Source organism: Bradyrhizobium sp. JR4.3 (genome assembly GCF_040547695.1).
Classification (GTDB): Bacteria; Pseudomonadota; Alphaproteobacteria; order Rhizobiales; family Xanthobacteraceae; genus Bradyrhizobium; species Bradyrhizobium canariense.
This window is the reverse complement of sequence record NZ_JBEPQF010000015.1, coordinates 110,949-132,661: the sequence shown is the minus strand read 5'-3', so window position 1 is coordinate 132,661 and position 21,713 is coordinate 110,949. Positions and strand designations below refer to the sequence as shown.

At 60.9% G+C, this 21,713-nt stretch carries 17 protein-coding genes; 10 read left to right on the top strand and 7 right to left on the bottom strand.

The features are described from left to right. Window positions 1-7: 7 nt before the first annotated feature. From ABIB91_RS23420 to ABIB91_RS23395, 6 genes are all read left to right on the top strand, one after another. Window positions 8-340, top strand: a complete 333-nt coding sequence (locus tag ABIB91_RS23420) for a cupredoxin domain-containing protein (RefSeq protein ID WP_157158512.1) — start codon at window positions 8-10, stop codon at window positions 338-340. Window positions 341-351: 11 nt separating this feature from the next. Continuing rightward, window positions 352-1,182 (top strand): FTR1 family iron permease, encoded by an 831-nt coding sequence (locus tag ABIB91_RS23415; protein ID WP_009859410.1) that lies wholly within the window; start codon window positions 352-354, stop codon window positions 1,180-1,182. A 298-nt stretch (window positions 1,183-1,480) separates the two neighbouring features. Beyond that, window positions 1,481-2,515 carry a uroporphyrinogen decarboxylase gene (hemE, locus tag ABIB91_RS23410; protein ID WP_354167192.1) on the top strand — a complete coding sequence of 345 codons (1,035 nt, stop codon included), beginning with the start codon at window positions 1,481-1,483 and terminating at the stop codon, window positions 2,513-2,515. A 1,469-nt stretch (window positions 2,516-3,984) separates the two neighbouring features. Then, window positions 3,985-4,152, top strand: coding sequence for a hypothetical protein (locus tag ABIB91_RS23405; protein WP_009859406.1), 168 nt, complete (start codon window positions 3,985-3,987; stop codon window positions 4,150-4,152). Beyond that, complete coding sequence (locus ABIB91_RS23400) at window positions 4,149-4,358, top strand: hypothetical protein (protein WP_354167187.1); 210 nt, start codon at window positions 4,149-4,151, stop codon at window positions 4,356-4,358. The genes ABIB91_RS23405 and ABIB91_RS23400 overlap by 4 nt, the downstream gene beginning before the upstream one ends. Before the next feature lie 362 nt (window positions 4,359-4,720). Further along, complete coding sequence (locus ABIB91_RS23395) at window positions 4,721-5,263, top strand: cytochrome b (RefSeq protein WP_009859404.1); 543 nt, start codon at window positions 4,721-4,723, stop codon at window positions 5,261-5,263. A 983-nt stretch (window positions 5,264-6,246) separates the two neighbouring features. Here ABIB91_RS23395 and ABIB91_RS23390 read toward each other — a convergent pair. Next, on the bottom strand, window positions 6,247-6,648 hold the full coding sequence (locus ABIB91_RS23390; RefSeq protein ID WP_009859403.1) for a hypothetical protein: 402 nt from the start codon (window positions 6,646-6,648) through the stop codon (window positions 6,247-6,249). Window positions 6,649-6,835: 187 nt separating this feature from the next. On the opposite strand from ABIB91_RS23390, the gene ABIB91_RS23385 reads away from it, so the two are divergent. Continuing rightward, window positions 6,836-7,318, top strand: coding sequence for a transposase (locus tag ABIB91_RS23385; protein WP_354167182.1), 483 nt, complete (start codon window positions 6,836-6,838; stop codon window positions 7,316-7,318). A 488-nt stretch (window positions 7,319-7,806) separates the two neighbouring features. On the opposite strand, the gene ABIB91_RS23380 is transcribed toward ABIB91_RS23385, so the two are convergent. Next, window positions 7,807-8,244: a hypothetical protein gene (locus tag ABIB91_RS23380; RefSeq protein WP_354167179.1), complete on the bottom strand. Its 438-nt coding sequence runs from the start codon at window positions 8,242-8,244 to the stop codon at window positions 7,807-7,809. A gap of 1,901 nt (window positions 8,245-10,145) precedes the next feature. Between ABIB91_RS23380 and ABIB91_RS23375 the strand changes: the two genes are divergently transcribed. After that, on the top strand, window positions 10,146-11,510 hold the full coding sequence (locus tag ABIB91_RS23375; protein ID WP_354167176.1) for an MFS transporter: 1,365 nt from the start codon (window positions 10,146-10,148) through the stop codon (window positions 11,508-11,510). 623 nt (window positions 11,511-12,133) lie between these two features. Here ABIB91_RS23375 and ABIB91_RS23370 read toward each other — a convergent pair. The 5 genes from ABIB91_RS23370 to ABIB91_RS23350 all read right to left on the bottom strand — a co-directional run bounded on the left by ABIB91_RS23370 (window position 12,134) and on the right by ABIB91_RS23350 (window position 16,321). Further along, window positions 12,134-12,505: a hypothetical protein gene (locus ABIB91_RS23370; protein ID WP_009859400.1), complete on the bottom strand. Its 372-nt coding sequence runs from the start codon at window positions 12,503-12,505 to the stop codon at window positions 12,134-12,136. A gap of 773 nt (window positions 12,506-13,278) precedes the next feature. After that, on the bottom strand, window positions 13,279-13,824 hold the full coding sequence (locus ABIB91_RS23365; RefSeq protein ID WP_009859399.1) for a carboxymuconolactone decarboxylase family protein: 546 nt from the start codon (window positions 13,822-13,824) through the stop codon (window positions 13,279-13,281). 34 nt (window positions 13,825-13,858) lie between these two features. Further along, window positions 13,859-14,476, bottom strand: coding sequence for a nitroreductase family protein (locus ABIB91_RS23360; protein WP_009859398.1), 618 nt, complete (start codon window positions 14,474-14,476; stop codon window positions 13,859-13,861). Window positions 14,477-14,664: 188 nt separating this feature from the next. Next, window positions 14,665-15,585: an NADP-dependent oxidoreductase gene (locus tag ABIB91_RS23355; protein WP_354167171.1), complete on the bottom strand. Its 921-nt coding sequence runs from the start codon at window positions 15,583-15,585 to the stop codon at window positions 14,665-14,667. Window positions 15,586-15,829: 244 nt separating this feature from the next. Continuing rightward, window positions 15,830-16,321, bottom strand: a complete 492-nt coding sequence (locus tag ABIB91_RS23350; protein ID WP_354167168.1) for an OsmC family protein — start codon at window positions 16,319-16,321, stop codon at window positions 15,830-15,832. A 749-nt stretch (window positions 16,322-17,070) separates the two neighbouring features. Between ABIB91_RS23350 and ABIB91_RS23345 the strand changes: the two genes are divergently transcribed. Continuing rightward, window positions 17,071-18,312, top strand: a complete 1,242-nt coding sequence (locus ABIB91_RS23345) for an efflux RND transporter periplasmic adaptor subunit (protein WP_354167165.1) — start codon at window positions 17,071-17,073, stop codon at window positions 18,310-18,312. Continuing rightward, entirely contained in the window at window positions 18,309-21,482 is a 3,174-nt protein-coding gene (locus tag ABIB91_RS23340; protein ID WP_354167162.1) for an efflux RND transporter permease subunit, read from the top strand. Before ABIB91_RS23345 ends, ABIB91_RS23340 begins: the two co-directional genes overlap by 4 nt. The last annotated feature ends 231 nt before the right edge of the window (window positions 21,483-21,713 follow it).

Genomic DNA, 21,713 nt, shown 5'->3' with positions numbered 1-21,713 from the left:
TTTGACCATGAGCAGGAAGCTGGTCTTCGCAACGCTCTGTACGGCTATGCTGCCGTTCTCTACAGCATCGGCGCAGCAGGCGACCGAAATCCAGATCTCCTACTCCAACGGGCAGTTTCAGCCCCGCGAGGTGCGTGCCCCAGCAGACAAGCCTGTCCTATTCCGGATCAGGAATCTCGAGGGCAAGGCGATGGAGTTTGAAAGCACCTCACTAAGAGTGGAAAAGGTCGTAGCCGCCAAAAGCCAAGGTGTTATCAATGTCCGCCCTCTGAAGCCAGGACGCTATGAGTTCTACGACGATTTTAACGAGAGCGCGCGTGGCGTTCTTGTCGTCGAATAGGCCCACGTCTCGTGCTCGCCGCGCTCATAATCGTTTTCCGCGAGGTTTTCGAGGCTGGCCTCATCGTCGGCATCGTGCTCGCGGTCACGCGTGATGTCGTCCACCGCGGTCGCTGGATTGTCGGCGGCGTGCTAGCGGGAATCGGGGGAGCTTGTCTTGTCGCGGCATTTGCTGGCGGCTTATCGCAGCTGTTCGCAGGCATGGGACAGGAACTGTTCAACGCCGCCATCCTCGGAATCGCCGTCGTGATGCTGACCTGGCACAATGTGTGGATGGCGAGCCATGGCCGCGAGATTGCCCTCGAAATGCGCGCGGTTGGCCACGCGGTGGCCGAGGGCAGCAAGCCGCTAGGGGCACTGGCGGTTGTGGTCGGCGTCGCGGTGCTGCGCGAAGGCAGCGAGGTCGCGCTGTTTCTCTATGGGGTCGGGACCTCCGAAGGCGGCTCGGCCCTGGGCCTTACCTTCGGCGGCTGCCTCGGCCTGTTGCTCGGGGTCGCGGTTTGCCTGCTGACCTATTTGGGCCTGGTGCGGATTCCACCGCGCGCGTTGTTCGCAACGACGACTGTTTTGATCACCCTCCTGGCGGCGGGTTTGGCGGCGCAGGCCGTCGCCTTCCTGGAGCGGGCTAACTGGCTAACGTCGCTCGACAGCGTCGTGTGGGACTCGGGCTGGTTCTTATCCGAAGCCAGCATTCCTGGCCGCGCCTTGCACACGCTGATCGGCTATAGTGATCAACCGACGCAAATGCAGCTCATCGTCTACCTTGTAGTTATCGCGGTTACTGGTCTTCTGATGCGGCTGACCTCGCGGGTGCGCGGTGAGAACGCTATCGCACCAGCCTAATGAACGTGAGATGGGTTCAGGGCCCGGCGCTTACAATGTAGCTTCGCGCGCGGATAACTGGAAGTTAACGTCTTTCTGGAGGCCGCAACGGCTACATAGGCGCGTGGATGACGTTTACCCAGCCACCCACGACATTCCATGAAGCGGGCGAGGGAAGTTCTGGAAGGTCCAAGGAGTTACTCTTCAACGTGGCAAGCTGAGCCGAGTTGAAGCCCGGCATAGTCGCACCGCTGGTTCCCCTTTTCCGCTCGGGCCCTCGCCGGTGTATCAGGAACCTCAATCTGCAACAGGACGGTTCGTGCCCCAGTCTCCGACCAAGCCTTTCAGCGACGTGCTCTCCGGCGAGCGACAGGCGATCCCGCCGGTCTGGATGATGCGGCAGGCCGGCCGTTACTTGCCCGAATATCGCGAGGTGCGCGCCAAGGCCGGCGGATTCCTCGATCTCTGCTTCAACCCGGAGCTGGCCGCCGAGGTAACGCTGCAACCGATCCGGAGGTTCGGCTTCGATGCGGCGATCATCTTCTCCGACATCCTGGTGATCCCCTATGCGCTCGGACGTTCCGTGCGCTTCGAGGTCGGCGAGGGTCCGCGGCTCGAGCCGCTGGATGATCCCGCCAAGGTCGCGACCCTGGCGAAGCAAGCCGATTTCGGCAAGCTCGCGCCGGTGTTCGAGGCCCTCAAAATCGTGCGCGGGGCGCTCGATCCCAAGATCGCGCTGATCGGCTTCTGCGGCGCGCCGTGGACGGTCGCGACCTATATGGTCGCGGGCCACGGCACGCCCGACCAGGCGCCGGCGCGGATGATGGCCTACCGGCATCCGGAGGCGTTCGCCGAGATCATCGACGTGCTGGTCGAGAACTCGATCGAATATCTGCTGGCGCAGCTTGCGGCCGGCGCCAACGCCTTGCAGATCTTCGACACCTGGGCCGGCGTGCTGCCACCCGCCGAGTTCGCGCGCTGGTCGGTCGAACCGACCCGGCGCATCATCGAAGGCGTGCGCGCCAAGGTGCCGGACGCGAAGATCATCGGCTTTCCGCGCGGCGCCGGCGCGCAACTGCCCGGTTTCGTCGAGGCGACCGGTGTCAACGCCGTCAGCATCGACTGGGCCGCGGAGCCGGCCTTCATCCGCGAGCGCGTGCAGAGCAAGGTCGCGGTTCAAGGCAATCTCGATCCGCTGGTGCTGATCACAGGCGGCGCCGCGCTCGACCGCGCGGTCGACAACACGCTGGCGAATTTCGCGCAAGGACGGTTCATCTTCAATCTCGGCCACGGCATCCAGCCGGAGACGCCGATCGCCCATGTCGAGCAGATGCTGAAGCGGGTGCGGGGCTGAAGAGCGATTCTTCCTTGCGGCGCATCCTTCGAGACGCTCGCTTGAGGCGGGCTCCTCAGATGAGGACTTACTTTGCGACTGACGAGCGCCGCCTTACGCCGCGTCTTGAACCATGATGCCGTGGAAACCGACTGCCTTCACCGAAACGAACGCGAAACCAACGCCATGCAAGGTAGAAAGCATTGTAGGATTTCGTCTGGCATGGCCCTAAGACCCACAGTGACCAATGAACTCGCCGCGAGCGTAACCGCATAGGCAACAATTGTGTGTGTAACGAACAAGCTCCGCTGAGCTCGGCGGTTATTTCGATCAACGTTCCGCACCGCTCGATTCAAGGTGCTCAAGGATATTCTCGAGCGCATGCGCGCTTCCGACCGGAACTCTTTTCGTGCTCGGATGCTTCGAGCGACCCGCCACGCTCTAGGCGATGTGCGTTCCACCGCTGACAAGCGCCCCGCGGGATAGAACGCGCCGCTGCGGCCGGTTGGTGGCCCAGCTCGCAGTCGAACTGTAAACCAACGGGTTGCTACGAGCGCGCCGCCGAACTCGCTGTCCACCTGACTGAGATCGGGAGCCGAACAAACCTCCTTCCGGCCGTCGCAGTTTTTCAGCGCAATCGATCAAAGTGGAGCTGTCGACTTAGAGACGAACACCATACACCTTCGTATCGTTCCGTGCCCACTTTTTGGTGCCCGATGATTACCTATGTCCGATTGAGCTGCTGGCCCCGATGGTCTTAGGCTGCATCTGTTGGAACGCACACGAGTTTATGAAGTGCGATGAGGAAAAACGAGGATCGAGGAACAACTGTACTAAAACCAGAAGGAGACTGCGATGCCCTATTGCTCCGAAACTCCTAAGTCTGGCAGAGCCGCGCGATGCGCAGTTTGTGACGGCAAGTTTGGTCTCGTCCGGCACTATTCGTGGCGAACCGGGCTATGTTCCAAGAAATGCGTCGATCGCTTCAGAGCTCGCAGGGAACGTGACCGCGATTGGGTAAGCTGGCTCCCGATCGCCTTCAACCAACTGCCAGAGAAACGGCCGGGCTCATCATGACGCTCCGGAGCTCGCAACGCGGCACTGTGTGCTTGGAAGCAGGGCGGACTTTGCTCCGCACGGCTCAAGCGGTGATTGACTCTGTGATTGCGGCCCGGCTCAAGTCCCTTGCCGACGACTACCAGTCGCAGGATGAAAACGTTCGCATCTTGATCAACCCAACGGCATCGGCTCGATCGGTTGCCAAGAACTGAGATGAGTGGCGTGCATGACCTGACGGGCTGCTTCATCGCTCGTCTTCGGAAGAAATCGAAGCGATCTTTCGAACGTCCGGCGCGCGACCCCGGTCACGAGCAGTTTTATTGAACCGCCCGCACGGCTTCAAAGTTGGAGCTCAGATGGTACATCTGAATGAAATGATTATGGTCATATCATAGCGAAGCTGGTTCACGAGGCAGCTTTTCGGAGCGAATATGGGCGAAGTCATTCGGTTTGTCCCAAAATCTGAGCGCGAGCGAGTTCGCCTAATTCGAGAGGCTCGCGCGATCCACGACAGTATCTTCCCGCCGGAGCAGCAGGACAAGGCACTGACAAGTCACGAAGTGGGCGGCACCACCGGTGACGAGGGCGAGTTCTCATGATCAAAATCATCGCCGTCCTCTGCAGTCTTTCCTCTCCGGCGAATTGCCACGAGCAAATTGTCACCACCTCGGACTTCGCCGAGGTCTCGATGCAGTCCTGCCTGATGGGCGCGCCGCAGCTCGCCGACTGGATGAACCAGCATCCGGCCGAGCGTTTGGCCGCATGGCGCTGCGTAATTGGAAGACAGGATGGCAGGGGCGCTTAGATTAGAAGGCGGCGTTCGCTGGTCGTCCTCCGAGACTCCGGCGAACATGCTATCCGTCAATGCAGGAGCGAAGACAACTACGCTGTGCGCTTATCACTCCAGTTGTGAGCACGACGGAACGAAGCTAATCGGCGGTTCTTTTTTACGACCTCCCCTCCAATCTCCGCGGCCCTGGCGATGATCATCTCCCGCTTGCAGTCTGGGTTTAATAGCACCGGAGGCTCAGACGCCCCATTTTGGGCCCCTGGGCAATGGGTCGGAGGTAAAGTTGATCGCCGGGGCAACCGGCCGGCTTACCACCGCCCAAATCTCTGGCTAGACGCCGCGACAGTTCACCAACCGTGTGGCGGGATCGGAGCGAGATGATCGGCTTGCGCAGCAATTCCTCTCGCCACGGCGCCGGGGCCAAAGTCCTGCATTGGCTGACCGTCATGCTAGTTCTCGCCGCTTATGTGCTGAGCACCGGCGACGGCTATTCGCTCTATTCCGCGGCCGCGGACGGGCTTCGCAGGGTTCATGAGGCGCTTGGGGTCGTCCTATTCATTGTTGTCGTGCTGCGGCTGCTATGGCGCTTGATCGAGACTACGCCCGCGAAGCAGCCGATGCTGCCATGGATGGCTGCGGCCGCAAAGCTCGTTCACTTCGCGCTTTATGCGCTCCTCATCGCGATTCCGGCAACCGCGGTGCTCGGCACTTGGCTGGAGGGGATTCCCGTCACCCTTCCCGGATTCGACATCGCCCCCCTGATCGCGAAGGCGCATGGACTGGGGCAGCTGATCATGGAAATACACACCATCCTCGGCAACGCCATCCTCTGGATTGCCGCTGTGCATACAGCCGCGGCTCTCTTCCACCACTTCTATTTGCGCGACGACGTTCTTCAATCGATGACTCCGGGCGCATGAATGATTGTCTTGCCGCTTAGATCAAGCCATGGCCGCGCAAGTAGAGAGATCATTTTGAAACCCCTACCGCCCGCAGCTAGATCGACAGCGAACGCGTTTGACCGAACCTACCACGGTCGCACGAGCAGTGACGCGTGCTGCGGGTGTGGACGCGGCTAATAATGTCAAACGGTCGCGCGATCTTTTCGGAGCGACAGGAGGGCGCCGACTCGGCCGTCACTCTGGTCTTGAGGACTAAATCGGCTTCGAATTGTAAGGGCAGGGCTGTTGTCTACGGTCCTGGGCGCTGGGTCAGAGCTCAGCGCTGGCGCGCATAACAGGCCGTCGTCCAGGCGCTTCGATCGGCGACGGAAAATTTTCTGAGCCAGACCCGACAGCAGATCGTTCCGTGACCTGCAATATTCAAGCTATAATGACAATCAGGCGAGGCTTCGAGTCAACGTGATCGTCAATCGCGATCTGGTGATCGAACCCTAGCAGTGACGGAGAGCAAAATGAACCTCGGCGCCGAAGAGAGCTGAGCCGGTGACAATGAGGGTAAAACGCTTCGGCTGCCGTTTATTGTCATCTAGAAAAAGTCCCGAACTGCCAAAGTGCGAGGGCCCTCATACCTTGTCTTAAACTCGCTCGTTACTCCGATGCCGGCCCGATTTACGGCGGTTCATCGGTCGCTTCGACGAGCGAGAAGGCAGACTCGAAACGGAGATGCATAGCCTCCGACGTGAGGAAAATTCACAAAGAGCCGCAACCTGAACTCCTGGAACATCTTCTGGGCGGGAAGACCGCGACCCACCACGACGATCGGCCACGCTTGAGCCGGCCGCCTTTCCGGAGGAGGCGCTCGGGCGACGGGGTTGTGGTCGATGCATGCCTTCACGTGGCTGAATCGCTCGACGCTTAGCAAGCCGGCGCTGATGTCGCATCCCGGGACTTGCATTCAAACGCGGCGCAAGGTTTGCTGCACAGCGCGGGGGGCTTCATGCCTAACCCGCTGTGCGCGTGTGCAATCCCTGACGCCTTACGACCGGCTCTTCAGGCGCGTCAAAGATTGACGTCGTGAGCAGGACAGCGGCAGCGAGGATCCAGTAATACGACGCGTCGAGCCAACCGAATTTGAGGGCAAAGGGTAGGATCACAAACACCACCCCAAGGGCGCGATCGAGCCGAAGGTGCAGCCAGTAGGGGATGATACGGACGAGACCGGTGGGATGGTCGGTTGCAGCGGCCAAGAGCAGCGCGGCAACACCTACGACAACGGAAAGCCACATCGCGAGTGGTTCGCTCTGGCCCAGGTTCAGCACGAATGGCGCTGCGATCAGGACGATCGCGGCGGGATAGTCGATCAGGTAAGCGTGGACAGATTTGGTTATAAAGCGGAACGACATCAGTGACTCCTACGTGCTTTGCTGCTCGTGCCGCCGTATGCCAGCAAGCACTCTGCACAATCGTAAAGGGTCAGCCCGTTAGACACACAGGAAACCTATGACGGTACGCCAAGCATTAGAAGTGCCTGGTCGTTATGGTTTCCATTCCACTCGCTCGGGGCACGCCGCCAGAGGCGTTAAGCTCGTCATGTCCGATGCCCACGAGGGCATGAAGGCCACCGTAGCAAATCTGCTTAAATCCAGCTGGCAGCGCTGCTGTTTCGACTTCATGCGCAGTGCATTGGCGCATGCCGCAAGACCGGACGGCGCGTCGTCTCCGCCTTCAAAACCGTTTGCCCGGGACGATGCCGAGGCAGCCAAGCCGCAGTGGCGCAAGGTTGCCGATCAGTTCCGCCACAAGCTGCCGAAGCTTGCGCCTTTTCGAGGCGGCGGAGACCGACGTGCTCGCCTACACGACCTCCCGCCGCAGCACCGGACCAAGCTGCACTCCACCAACCCGATTGAGCGCCTCAACGGCGTGATCAAGCGGCGCACCGAGGTGGCCGGCATCTTCCCCAACGAGAACGCCGTCGTTCGCCTCATCGGCGCGATCCTGCTCGAGCAAAACGAAGAATGGGCGGTTCACTGTGCCCGTTATGATAACGGAAGCAGTCGCGCCGTTGCGCGATGATTCGAGCGTCAGCCTCACGGCTCTCGCCAGCTGACCTGCCCGGCTCTCGCCGGAAACGCGGTGATCCGCCGCCAGCTAAACCACACCACGGGACGCAATGGGCACATTGGGGTGCGCGGCATCGTAGCGGATCGTCTTCCACTTCGAAGGGCTCGCGTGTTGGATCGGGATGCCGGGACCCAACCAATCGATTTGCAGCACGGGTTTCGGTCAACATTAAAGAAGGTGTGTGGGCCCCCAAACGGGGGTTATTGCTTCCAATCTGCTGCGCATCGCTGAATAACCGCTCAAACAGCGGCCACAGTGCCGGATGTTGAGCAGCGAATCATTGACCTCGAACGCAAGCATCTACGGCACCACAGCGACACTCTTGCTATCTTGAGCGCCTGCTGGTGTAGCCCGCGTGACAGGCCGTCATCCCGCCGATCGCGGCAGTTCCGAGCTCCGCAAGTAGCTTGCCCCCAGCACAGAACATCGAGCATCGTCGGTCATTGGGCTTGCTCTTTTGACCCGCTAAGACGAACCGATCCCCGCCTGCGGGTCCGCATGTTGAGGTTCGCTCTCCGGGCGGCGCTCACCTCGGGCGCGTTGAGAGCTGAGGTCGTCAGCAAGACTGCTGCGGCGAACACCCAGGAATAGCCGGCGTCTGGCCCAGTGACATGGAAAGCGGAGGGGGCAGTGATGGAGATCACACCCAATGCGCGGTCCACCCATTGTAGCGAGGCACGGATGACTCCGACGAGTGCCGTCGAGTGATCCGTGAATGCCGACAGCAGCAGTGAGACGCGGGTCACCACCGAAAGCCACAGCGCGACGGGACTGCTCTTGCCAAGCTTGAGCAGGAATGGCGCAACAATTAAAACGACGGCGACCGGACAGTCGATTAGGTACGTGCGGATAAATTTTGTGATGAAGCGGAATGACATGGCGGAACTCCTGCATGCTGGGCTGCTAGATTGAGTTGTCGGGACATCGAAAATAGGGGCTTGTGATCTGGGCGACCCGTGCTGCCACCAAATATCGATAGGGCGTATAAAGAGCGTATTCCCGTCCGCGCGAGGTTAGAAATGTCGGATCGTTATCGTTTTCATTATCTCCAGCCGCCCGGTCTAAAGCTTTCAGACGCCAGGGCGCCCCGCGCGGTCGGTTAGACCAGCGCTCGAGTAGAAATCTCTTCCGCTCGAACGCTCCCGGGTTGCCACGCTAAGTCGTGCGAACGTAGCACCGGCGGGGCAGGGGCCTTCCATCCCATCGATTTTGAGCAAATCTCGTTCTGAACGCGTGTTCACAGTTGATCCAAAGTCGCACTCTTTTTGTCACCGGCCAGTTACTCCGGGCGCCGCCATCGTCGATCTGAAAACATCGCGTGAACTGCAACTTGCTCGAGGCAACCAGCGGGTCAGCCGCATGCCACACCGGCCACCGCGGGCGCAACGCCGCTAGCGACAGCCGTGGCGCCGGACCAGATGCCTACCGCACGGACTCTCTTGTCAGTGGGCAATCGCTGCTCGTGCACCGAAAGGCCGTCAGGCAGGATCAAGCCTTCGCCCAAACCTTGCAGTGACCGGCCGACGATGAGCCGGCGCGGAGCCAACCACGGTGGCGCCGAGGCGTGGAGATCGGCCCCGCGAGGACGGTCCGCGCAGTTCGGCGTTCATCAGCCAGTGCACTTGGAACGGCGACAGGGCCATGTCCGCCAATCGCCGCGAGGGGACCATGATGACGGCGCTCCTGACGAACATAAGGCAGTTGCCCACGCTGCATGTGGAGAGCACGTTTGTGCTGTGCCCGACGGCCTAGGCTTTTAGAGCGGCAGGCGGTGGTCGGCCGGCATCAGGGACGCGCTGCTCACGACGTAATCCTTCAGGTTTAAGTCGAGCGCTTCGCGGGCGCGAATTCATTGGCCAACAGCTTGAAGCCGGGCCGCCGCATCCCTTGACAAATCACTCTCTCGGCATCAATGCAACCTCAAGCAGACTCTTCCTAAACCGCTATCGCTTCCGGCCCGCGCTGCAATCCCAACGCTGGACGAACATTGCCAATTGCACATGCGTATAGCATGGAAACTGGGAATGGCACGGTGCCGTTCCTCAATCCATTCTAGGTCGAGGCGAGTTGCGCAGTCCGTTGCTGCAGCACGCTGCCCGCAGAACCGCAATAACCATGGTCTATCAACTCTATGCCGCGAGATGATTTCCCTCACCGCTGGGCGACCGCCATCGTGTGAGACCGCATTTGTGGCAAAGGCAGTGGAGGATCGTCCGGCGCTTTGATCGCCAGATACCGGAATGAGGAGTGCGATACTGAGGCTGCAGACTAGCGACGTCTCTCTTGCTTTTGCATGCGCTGTGGCGGCTAAATCCATTTGCTTAGCGATCAGGCGAGCGGGTCGGCGCCATCCTGTGTAACCGCCTGCAGCTTTTTGCGACGGTGGACAATGCGGCCGGGGCAAATCGAAGCAGTATCGTTGGACGGTCGGGAAAACACGGAGGCGCTTGTTGAAAAGCTCAGCTTCATGATCGCCTACGGCTCCGATGCGCCGGTGGTCTCCGTAGTCACCGGAGCATCGCCAATGACGATCCCTCTATCTCCAGGCAACCAGCTTTGTTCTCAATCCCAAGAGCCGGATCGTGACTCCGTCTATTCGGCCGTCTGGGTCTGGCCCGCGACCTCAAGCCTTCGGCAAAACTAGTGAGGAGCAGCGGCAAACTATGGCGAAGGTGAATGAATGGCGCAAAAACATGTAGAGTGCCGCAGCTGCGGCGTTATCGATCCAGACCCCTGCCCTCGAGAGTTCGGGCGGAAAGCGCCGGCTCCATGCCGACGCATGGTGCTCACGGCCTGTGTGCTCGCGTCGTCGATGGCGTTCATCGATGGGACAGCGCTGCCCGTCGTGCTGCCGATATTGCGCGCCGATTTCGGTGCTGACCTCGTCTCCGTCCAATGGGTTCTCAACGGGTATATGCTGGCGCTCGCCTCCCTGACATTGATCGGCGGGGCGCTCGCGGATGTTTATGGCAAGGCGCGCATGCTCACCCTCGGTTGCGTCCTGTTCGCTCTGGCGTCCGCGGCTTGCGCGTTGGCGCCTTCGCCCGCATGGCTGATCACTGCCCGGGTGGCGCAGGGAGCGGCCGCAGCGATCGTCACACCTGCAAGTCTCGCCCTGATCGGAGCAACCTATCCGCGCGCAGAGCGGAACCGGGCGATCGGCGCATGGGCAGCGGCATCCGCTCTCACCACCGCCGGAGGTCCTGTCCTGGGCGGCTGGCTGACCGAGACCTTTGGCTGGCCATCCGTGTTCTGGATCAACCCGCCGCTCGCGTTCGTAGCAGTGGGAGTTCTGCTAGTCTTCGCGGGCAGAGATGACCTTATCCAGCGCCGGTTCGACGGGATTGGCGCAGCGATCCTTGCTTTAGCGCTCGGGACACTCACCTGGGCGCTGAGCCAGATCGGACCAAGTCAAGCTCGGGCCGCTGCAAACGCACCAGCCCAATCCGTGACGGTGCTCACGATAGTCGCCGGGTTCGGCGTTCTCGGGTTCGCCGTCTACGCGTTGTGGGAGCGCAGAAGCGAGCATCCGATGACGCCACCCCGCCTGGTGGAGAACCGCACCTTTCTCGGGCTGAACGTTGCGACGCTGATGATCTATATGGGGATTTCGATCGTGTTCTTCCTTCTACCTTTTGACCTCGTCGACCGCCGCGCCCTGTCGTCGACCGATGCCGGGCTGGCGTTCCTGCCTTTCACGCTCGGCGTGGGGCTGTTGTCGAATGTCTTCGGCGGGTTGGCCGACAAGATTGGCACGCGGACCATGCTTATCGCGGGACCGGCAGGTGCCGCGCTCGCCTATGTCTGGTTGGCGCTCGGTCAGAAAGAATCTTTGATGCTCGGCGTGATCGTACCCATGACGCTGCTTGGCCTGTCCTTCGCGGTGCTCGTGGCACCGCTCACCGCGTCCGTTATGTCAAGCGTTGACCAGACGGATGAAGGGCTCGCCTCCGGCATCAACAATGCAGCGAGCCGGGTTGCGCAGCTTGCAGGTGCGGCATTAGCCGCCGGTGCCGCGTCTTTCGACTCCGGCTACGAGATCGGTCTCGCCGTAGCCGCTGGGACCTCAATCTGCGGAGCTTTTACAGCCGCAATAATCGCCATGCCGGCCGACACGAAAGCGGGCGGCTCGGGAGGCGTCTAGACCCATGGAATTCAACTAGATTCGATATTGGCTTGCCAGATGCCCTCAAGTTCGCCGAGCCATTCGGAGCGGAGTGTCTCGATCCAGGCTCAGACGCACCAGGCGCTGGAACACGAGTTGCCCGGAAGCCGGACTATCGCGATGTTCGCGACGCCGCGAGCCTTTGACGCTGGCGCCGTGAACGCCATCCTCGGACTTGATTACCGGATTCGTTAGCCGCAGGCCTCGGCCGGAAGGTCTGCTGGACTTCAAGAAGATCGGTGCGTTGACGGGCAGATGCACTCACGCCATCGCATCCTCAGGGGGAATGCTGAACGATCATAGAGGGGTGGCAGTTGCCTTCCTAGTTAGTCATCTGGATGACCGAGGGACGCTAAACTCTTTCAAATACATGTTGGCCAGCGGCGGCGTGAGGAGCCGCACGCCGCCAAGCTTTGGGGTCACGACGAGCGTGGCCAGCCGGACCCTAAGAGAAGCTCGGACAGTAATGGTAGGATAGCTCCAATATCATCGCCAATCCTTGGGGTGTCATCGACGGCGGTGATCTGATCGTGGATCGTCCGGAGGTCGGCGCCGACTTCCTTACATGCAGGCGCAAACCCTCGGGAGCGCAGAGGACTTTGTCAATACGGCGGACAAGTCGGCAAGTCGGCCCAGGGGGCTGTCGCAAAGGCGCCGACGCGCGGTCCGGGCGCACAACCTGACCTGTAATATCCGTAGCCGTAGGCTCGATAATATGAATTATAGATTGGATCGCCCCAATACGAACTATAGGCGGGATAACCCCAGTTCGCATCATCGGTCGGATAGCCCGAGTACGAAGGATCAGGATGACCCCGCCGCGCCTGATAGCGCACGTCCATCGTCAGGGCCGGTCCCGCCGCTCTAATCGACGTACCATTAATCGGCGCAGCAGACGACTGGGCGGTGGCGGTCACTGCAAGAGGTACAGCAATCGCGAGGGCAATCGCGAGGCTGCGGACTTGAATCTTCATGAGTAGCTCCTGTTCGTTCTACCCCCCGGCAAGAATGACGTTGCAAGGCCGGCGAGGGAAATCACCTCTGGCCATAGAGTCGATAGACGATCATTATTGCCGCCGCGCCGCATGATGCCCGAACGAGGACTCTCAACGACTGCGTCTGCAAATACTTCCATTGCCGCGATCGAGTCCCATTTTTAACTCTGCATATTGCGGTGACGCGGTTAACAATGAAGCTGTTCTTTCATACCCAGGTCTAGCGGTAGCACGGAGCTAGGTCCCCGACCCACCACTCGATCCGAGCAGACCCGGACGTTACGTCGCACTCGGCCCTTCGGCCACCTCCCGCGTTTTCCGCTTTTGTGCCGCTGTTGAGGGTTACGCCCATCTTGCTCGGCCTAAGATATTGCCTATTGAGGGAGGCGGACGAGACGTACTGTTTCACATCAACGGTCTTCTCCGATTCTGCTATCGTTCCTTCGCTTCATGTCGCGAGTGCTAGTTTGCCGTTTCGCTAAGGCTTCGAGCTGATAACAATTCCGATCCTATGAGCGAGCCCGGCCTCTTCTCGGTATCGCGCCGATCCTGTGTTCCTTCGCACTTGCCAAGCTGTCCCTCATAGTGACAATCGCCGTTCTGGCTTTTCGTAAACTCCTCGTCGGCACGTACCAAAACGCCCGGAGGCGCTCCCACCATTTTTCCTGGGCGCATCCGGGCAGTGGTGTTGCGTTCGCATCACATGAACGCTCCGAGCACTCTCGGAGGTGTTCGATACGACCGGATGGAGTTTAGACCGAGCCAGCCGGCGCAACGGCGGGAAAGTCCTTCTCGGGATCGAACACATTGTTGAAAAAGTTCGTCAGGGAGTACATGGCCACGAGCGCGACGATCTCAATGACATTCGCATCCGTGTAGCCGGCATTGCGGACGGTCTTCAGATCGGCGTCGCTGATCTTGCCGCGGGTCTCGGCGACTTTGCGCGCGAACTGGATCCCGGCGTCCCGCTTCGGGTCGCTGGCGTGACCCATCCGAGCGAGAATTATTTCATTGGCCGGCAGCTTGGCCATATGATCGGCCGTAAAACTATGAACCGTCAGGCAATAGTCGCAGCCATTCACTTCGGACACAGCGAGACCGATGCTGTCACGCGTCTTCACGTCGAGCGACTTGCTCAAGGAGCCGAGCAGGGCGGCCCATGCGTTGAACGCGATCGGGCTTGCCGCGAAAGTCGCCATCATGTTCGGCGTGAACCCGATGTTCTTGGTGAACATGTCGAGGGTCGGTTTCGATTCGGGTGGCACTTGTTCCGGCTTTAGAGCTGCAATCCTGGGCATCATGTTCTCTGTATTTCGGTGGCTTCACTAATAATCAGACCAGATTCAACACTTCAGCCAAAGGCCGCCGCGGCTTCTGTGGCCAGTTTCCCGGACGCTCGGCCCCTACGGACAACAGCATGACCGGTACTTCATCCTTCGTAAGCGCGAACTCGCGGTGCACTGCTTCCGCATCGAAACCGATCATCGGGGTCGAACCCAGGCCTAGCGAGCGGGCCGCATAAATCATCGCCGCCGCGCCGAAGGTGCCGGTGCGTACGGCCTCGTCGCGCTGGCGCTGCGGGTATTCCATGTACAGGTCCCGTGCGGGGATCTCCCATTCCGGCACCATCTTTGCCGGCATGATGCCCTCTTTTACCAGCGGTGCCAGACGGTCGGGTACTACGCTAGAGTCGGCCAACTGGCCGCAGATGATGAAAGTAACAGCCGCCTCGGTGATCGCGGGCTGGCTCCAAGCGATCGGACTGAGGCGAGCCTTGGCTTCCGGCGTGCGCACCGCGATGAAGCGCCAGTTCTGCAAGTGGAAGGATGTCGGCGCGGTGGTCCCGATTCGAACCAACTCGCGGATTTGGTCGTCGCTCAACGTGGCGGCAGGGTCGTAGTACTTCGTGGCCCGGCGGCTCAGGATGCATTCGATGACCTCATTGGTCATAGTTCTTCTGCTGGTCATAGTGATTCCGTTGGTCAAGTTGTTGTTCTGCGTGAGGGAATAGGCTGAGATAATGAGGGCTTTTGCTCCTTTTACTGGAAATGCTACGGAGCCCGCTCGGTAGTTTCCCACGTTGCTCCGGCTCTTCCGATAGGACGCGCCCGGCCACGTGCATCGAAGGCGCACGTCGTTCAGGGGCGAGTGCGGATGATCGTCTTCCCGTCGATGCGCTCGGTCGGATTGAAAGCGGCGACGGCGTCATCGAGGATCGAGACGGTGCCGATGTTCGTCCGCAGTCGCCCGTCCCGCACCCGCTGGACGATTTCAGTCAGTTGGGCACGATCGGATTCGACGACGAAGTCGACCGCCAAGGCGTCGGCAGCGCGCGACGCCTCGCTCGGCCCGACGATGGACACCAGCGTTCCTCCGGCTCGGATCAGGCGGGCGGAACGCTTCCCGATGTCGCCACCGATTACGTCGAACACCAGATCGACTCCGCCGACGTCTTCCAGGACGTCGTTGTCGAGGCTAACGAACTCATTCGCGCCGAAGTCGAGCGCCTTCTGACGATGAGCGCCACGCCCGGTGCCGATGACGTAAGCGCCGACCTCTCGTGCGAGCTGTGTCACGATTGATCCGACTGCGCCGGCCGCGCCGTGCACGAGAACGCTCTGCCCTGCCTGAAGGCGGCCGTGCACAAAGAGCCCCTGCCACGCCGTGAGGCCCGAGATTGGCAGACTCGCGCCTACTATGAAGTCGACGTCACCCGGGAGCGGGGCGAGGTTGCGCGCCTCCATTGCTACATACTCCGCCAGGGTGCCATCGCGATACCAGTCGGCGAGGCCGAACACCCGCTGTCCAACCGACAACCCCGTTGTGCCATAGCCGAGGGCGGCGACCACTCCGGCCAGCTCGTGTCCGGGAATCGACGGTGTTCGGTCACGATCGAGGCGGTCGGTCCATGTAGAGGGCCACTCCAGCTCAGTCGGGACGAATCCCGACGCATGAACTTGAACGACGACGTCGTTGATCGCCGCTCGCGGCTGGGGCCGATCCACGAGCCTCATACCCGCAGTTCCCGCCGCCTGGTCCGTTACGACAATTGCCTTCATCATCGGCCTCCCTGTGTGTGGTGTGTCGTCATTTTCAAGTTCTCTTGCAGACGAGCAAAAGTACGGTCGTGAAAATCGATGGTCTAATGACGGGTGGCTATGCAATCGATGCCATGGACGCGAAAGCCCAGAGCGCGTCGGCGGAGCGAATGCCCCGCGGGGCATCGCGCGCCGCGAATTGAAGACCCTGCGGGTATGACAGACTGCGATGCCCCGGTGCTGTGATCGACGGCACGAGAGACGGTCAATCCGGAGTAATATTCGGAATCGGGAGCAGAGCCACGTCATCCTCGTAGCTGGCCTGAGGGCTTTCTAGGTGGCCGGAGGTTGTAACGTCCAGACGTGTGGTAATATCCGCACCAGAACCGAGAATTTGGCCTACGGGACAGAGGTTTGCGGCTTCCAGCAAGAATGTGCGCTGCTGCGCGTCGAGGTCTCCTTCAAGCACCACGGTGCGCTCGAACGAATCCTTTTTGCCTCGGGAGCCGTGATGGAAGCTGACGCCCACCTTCACGCGCTCCAGCGGTAGTTTCTGGCGCTGAGCCTGGAAACGAACGCTCATAGCACTGCATGCAGCAAGAGACGCGCTGAGAAGGTCGTAAGGATTGGGTCCAGAAGAATTGTGGCCGATGCCATCTGGGCCGCCGACAGCAAACCGAGATTCGCCGACATGGCAAATCAGCGCGCTATGATTGGTGGGGTCGGTTGCGACAACAACTTCGCGAATCTTGGTCACGATTAGGTCCCGATCCTTCGAATGATTGATCCATCGACTTCGACGAGCTTGTCCGCCAGTGACAGCAGGAAATAGATGTTAGCTGTGGTGGGAGATCCCAGCCTTGCGTCCACGCAAGCGAGCGCGTTCAGCAGGTAAGTCCGAAGGTCCTTCAGGTAAAGTTATCATTTCCATAATCGCCAGGAATGCTCCGTCGAGCGTATCGACGTCCGGGTGAACAACTGCATCAATGCGTGTGGCGGGCCTAGGGTCCGTCCGGTCACGAAGAATGCATTAAGTTCCAGTCAGCCGAAGTCCCAGAACGTGGACGAGCACACCGCTTTCCACACTCGGTCCTCAAACGATGCGTGACCTTCTTCAGTGATGGTTGCGCCAGTTAAGTCTCAGGATAACGCAACGAAGCCCGTCGTACGAGCTTTGCTCGGAGCCCTTGACGCGACTTCGCGGCGGCATCGATACCCGATGACTGCACGCGGCCTGGAAGCCTCTGCAGAGTAACGCGGCGCCCTCGAGTGCGGTGCGGCTTCTGAGGTCCCTCGCTAGGCGTCGTGCTCGCGGGTCGAGCGGCAATAACGGCCGTTTATCAACTCCATAGCAAGAGGTGATTTCAGTCGCCGACGTTGCAAGGTCACTCTCCAAAGTATCGTCGAGGGATATTTACGGTTTCGAGGTTCGGCACCCGGACCAACATGGGAATCTTTGAGAGTGGGTCGACATGCTAAGAACGATGTATTCGAAATCCTCGCTCCATGGGCACGCTGACACTGCGACCTCCGTCCTTAGCGGCGGCGGAACCTCCCGTGTGTAGTTCGTTTCGTCGCCTTCGGTGCAGCGGCGCGCCGATCGTTCTGCTGCTTGCGTTGGCGCTCGTTGGCTGCCAAGACAAGGCGCAATCGCAGGCGGCCGCGCCTCCGCCACCGTCGGTGACAGTCGCGCAACCGGTGAAACGAACAGTCACCGACTGGGATGAGTTCACCGGCCGGTTCGAGGCGATCGAGGAGGTTCAGGTCCGCGCTCGCGTCGGCGGCTTCATTGACAGGGTCGCGTTCACGGATGGTGCGATCGTTCATGCAGGCGATCTGCTTTACATCATCGATCCACGCCCGTTTGAGGCGGTCGCGTTGCGAGCCCAGGGTCAACTCGACGACGCGCGGGCCAAGGAAGAGCTTGCGAAGCGTGAACTCGACCGCGGCCTGACCCTGGTTCAAACTAGCGCGGTCTCGCAGCAGGTCGTCGACCAGCGCCGTCAGGCGTTGCAGGCGGCTCATGCGGCTGAGACGCAGGCCGAGGGTACATTGAAGGCCGCCCAGCTCAACGTCGAATTCACCCATGTGCTGGCGCCGATCACCGGCCGCGTCAGCCGTCATCTAGTGACCCCGGGCAATCTGGTGCAGGGGAGCGAAAGCGGCGCGACCCTGCTGACCTCGATCGTGTCGCTCGATCCGATCTACATTTATTTCGATGTCGACGAGCCGACCTATCAACGCAACAGCAAACTGTGGTTTCAAGGCAGGCGGCCGAGTTCGCGCGACACCGCGAACCCGGTGCAGGTGTCGTTGACCGGCGAAACGAAACCCTCACATGAGGGCAAGATGGACTTCCTGGACAACCGGCTCGACGTCTCCACCGCGACGCTGCGCAGCCGCGCCATCATCCCCAACAAAGATCTCTCGATCCTACCCGGCCAGTTCGGCCGCGTTCGCCTGATCGGCAGCGCGCCCTATGAGGCGCTGCTGATTCCGGACGTCGCGGTCGCAACCGACCAGTCGCGGAAGATCGTGTTCGTGGTCAAGGACGACAATAGGGTGGAGGCAAGGCCGGTGGTGCTCGGGCCTCTAGATGACGGCCTGCGGGTGATTCGCGAGGGCCTGAACCCGGAGGACCACGTCATCATCAACGGCATTCAGCGCGCCCGCGTCGGCGCCAAGGTGACGCCAATCATGCCGCAAACGCTGGGGGGCGACAAGACTCCGCCAGGTGCCACGCCATGAATCTCGGAAGACTTTCCATCAACCAGCCTATCCTCGCGATGGTGCTGTCGATCGTGCTTCTGATCGTCGGCACGATCGCCTATCAGACGCTGCCGGTGTCGGAATATCCGCAAGCAGTGCCACCGACCGTCACTGTGACCACGCAATATCCTGGCGCCTCGGCGCAGACCGTTTCCGACACCGTTGCTGCTCCAATCGAGCAGGAGATCAACGGGGTCGAGGACATGCTCTATCTCTACAGCCAGGCGACCTCTAATGGTCAGCTCACGATTACCGTCACCTTCAAGCTCGGCACCGATCTCGACAAGGCCCAGGTGCTGGTGCAGAACCGGGTCGCAATCGCGCAGCCCCGTTTGCCGGAGGAAGTCCAGCGCAACGGCGTCGTCACCCGCAAGAACTCGCCCGACATCCTGATGGTCGTGTTCATGCTGTCCCCCGACGAGAGTTTCGACCAGCTCTACATCTCAAATTACACGCTGCTGCAGGTCCGCGACCAGCTGTTGCGGCTCGACGGCGTCGGTGACATTCAGATGTTCGGTGCGCGCGACTACTCGATGCGGCTGTGGCTCGACTCGGAGAGGATCGCCAATCTCGGCCTGACCTCGACCGAAGTAATGGCGGCGATTCGGGCGCAGAACCTGCAGATCGCTGGCGGCCAGATCGCGGAGCCGCCGATCGCCGATCGCGCGTTCCAGCCAAATCTCGTCTTCACCGGCCGCCTCAAGGACATCAGGCAGTTCGAGGACATCGTGGTGAAGGCCGGCTCGGACGGCCGCACGGTGCGGCTGCGCGACATTGCCCGCGTCGAACTCGGTGCGCTCTCCTATGCCACCAGCAGCCGCATCCTGCGCAAGCCGGCGGTTGCAATGGTAGTGACCCAACGGCCCGGATCGAACGCGCTTGCCACGGCGAAGGCAATCTCTACGACTATGGTAAAGCTGAAGGAGAGGTTCCCGAAGGGGCTCGACTACAATATTGGCTACAACCCCACCGAATTCATCGCCCAGTCGGTACACGAGCTGATCAAGACGGTCTACGAGGCGATGGCGCTCGTCGTCATCGTGGTGCTGGTATTCCTGCAGGGCTGGCGACCTGCGATCATCCCGATCATCGCGATCCCGGTGTCTCTGGTAGGTACCTTCGCGGTAATGGCCGCGCTCGGATTCTCAATCAACAATCTGACGCTGTTCGGGCTTGTACTCGCCGTTGGCATCGTGGTCGATGACGCGATCGTGGTGGTCGAGAATGTCGAGCGACATCTCCGGAATCGTATGAGCCGGCGCGAGGCGGCGCTTAAGACCATGGGGGAGGTCGGCGGCGCACTGGTTTCGATCGCACTGGTGCTCTGCGCGGTGTTCGTGCCGACAGCTTTCCTCGGTGGCATCTCCGGGCAGTTCTTCCAGCAGTTCGCTGTCACCATCGCGGTCGCAACCGCGATCTCCTGCTTCTGCTCCCTGACGCTCTCACCCGCGCTAGCCTCGCAGATCCTGGTCCCGCATGAGGAGAAGCGGTCGGCTGCACGTTGGAACCTAATCGCGCGCGGCTGGTCGGCCTTCACTGGTGTCTTCAACCGTGTGTTCGATTGGCTGTCGAATGGCTATGCGGCTGTGGCATTCCTGGGGATCCGGCATTCCGCGCCGATGCTGTTGCTCTATGTCGCGTTGATCGGCAGCGCCGGCTGGCTGCTCGCGACCACCTCGCAGGGCTTTATCCCTGCGCAGGATCGCGGTTACCTCATCATCTCGGTGCAGTTGCCGGGCGCCGCGTCGCTTGCGCGAACCGCTGCGATCGTGCGCGAGATCGAGCGGATTGCACTGGATACGCCGGGTGTCGTCCGGGTCGCGGCGTTCAGCGGCTTTTCCGGCGCAACTCGCACGCAGGCCGGCAACGCCGCGGCGTTGTTCCCGGTGTTCGACGAGCCGGAGGCACGGCAGAAGAAGGGGTTGACGGCGATTGCAATCACGGCCGATCTGCGCAAGCGGCTGTCGACGCTCCAGGGCGCTTTCATCATCGTCATTCCACCGCCCGCGGTGCCGGGCATTGGCACCGGCGGCGGCTTCGCTATCCGCATCCAGGATCGACAAGGGCGCGGTCCCGAACTGCTCGCGGCTGCGACCAACGAACTCGTCAGAGCCGCGCAGAAGTCGCCAAAGCTGATCTCCGTGTTCTCGCCTTATTCGGCGAACACACCGCAGCTGTTCGTCGATGTCGATCGCGTAAAGGCGCAGAAGCTCGGCGTGCCCATCGCCAGCATCACCGACACGATTGAAACGTACTTTGGCTCGACCTATGTCAACGACTTTAACCTGTTCGGGCGGACCTACCACGTCACGGCGCAGGCCGACCTGCCGTTCCGGAAGGAGACCAGCGATCTTGCGCGGCTGCGCACCCGCAACGCTGTCGGCGACATGGTGATGCTCGGTAGCATCGTGGACTTCAAGGACATTTCCGGGCCCGACCGTGTCGCGCGGTACAATCTATACTCAGCGTCCGAGGTACAAGGTGAGCCCGCGCCAGGTGTGAGCTCGACGACCGCGCTCGACACCATCCAGAAGGTCGCCGACGAAACGTTGCCGAGCGGTTTTTCCCTCGAATGGACCGATCTATCCTATCAACAAGTGACGGGCGGCAATGCCGGTCTCTATGTGTTCCCGATCTGCGTGCTGTTCGTCTATCTCGTGCTCGCCGCGCAATATGGCAGCTGGACGTTGCCGTTTGCGGTGATCCTGATCGTGCCGATGTGCCTGTTTGCCGCGACGATCGGTGTGCGTATCCTGGGCCAGGACGTCAACATCCTGACACAGATCGGCTTTGTGGTGCTGGTGGGCCTGGCCGCCAAGAACGCGATCCTGATCGTCGAGTTCGCGCGTGATATCGAGCTCGAGGGCAAGCCGCGGCTGGAGGCGGTGATCGAGGCCTGCCGGCTCCGCCTGCGGCCGATCCTGATGACCTCGTTCGCCTTCATCCTAGGCGTGCTGCCGCTCGTGGTGTCAACCGGTTCCGGCTCGGAGATGCGCCAGGCGGTCGGGGTTGCGGTCTTTTTCGGCATGCTAGGTGTTACGCTGTTCGGCCTGATCTTCACACCCATCTTCTATGTGGTGGTCCGCAACCTCGCGGAAGGAAAGAACGAAGGCAAGCCGACTCAGATAACCGCGGCTGGGGCAGGGTGACAGGCAGTGGCGCCAATCCGCGACGAAGCTGCAACTTTTCAGCGCATGCGAGGAGCGGATGCGTTCACTTCTGCCGACTAACCCGCTTCTATTGCACCAGGCGAGTGGAATGGAAACGATAACGACCCGGCATTCCTAGTGGTTGGCGTGCTGGCTTACCGTTCCTCAGCTGAGCTGTCCCGTGACTGTTTTAGCGAGCGCTCGCCAGCAGAGGACCGCCGAGTGGTCCGC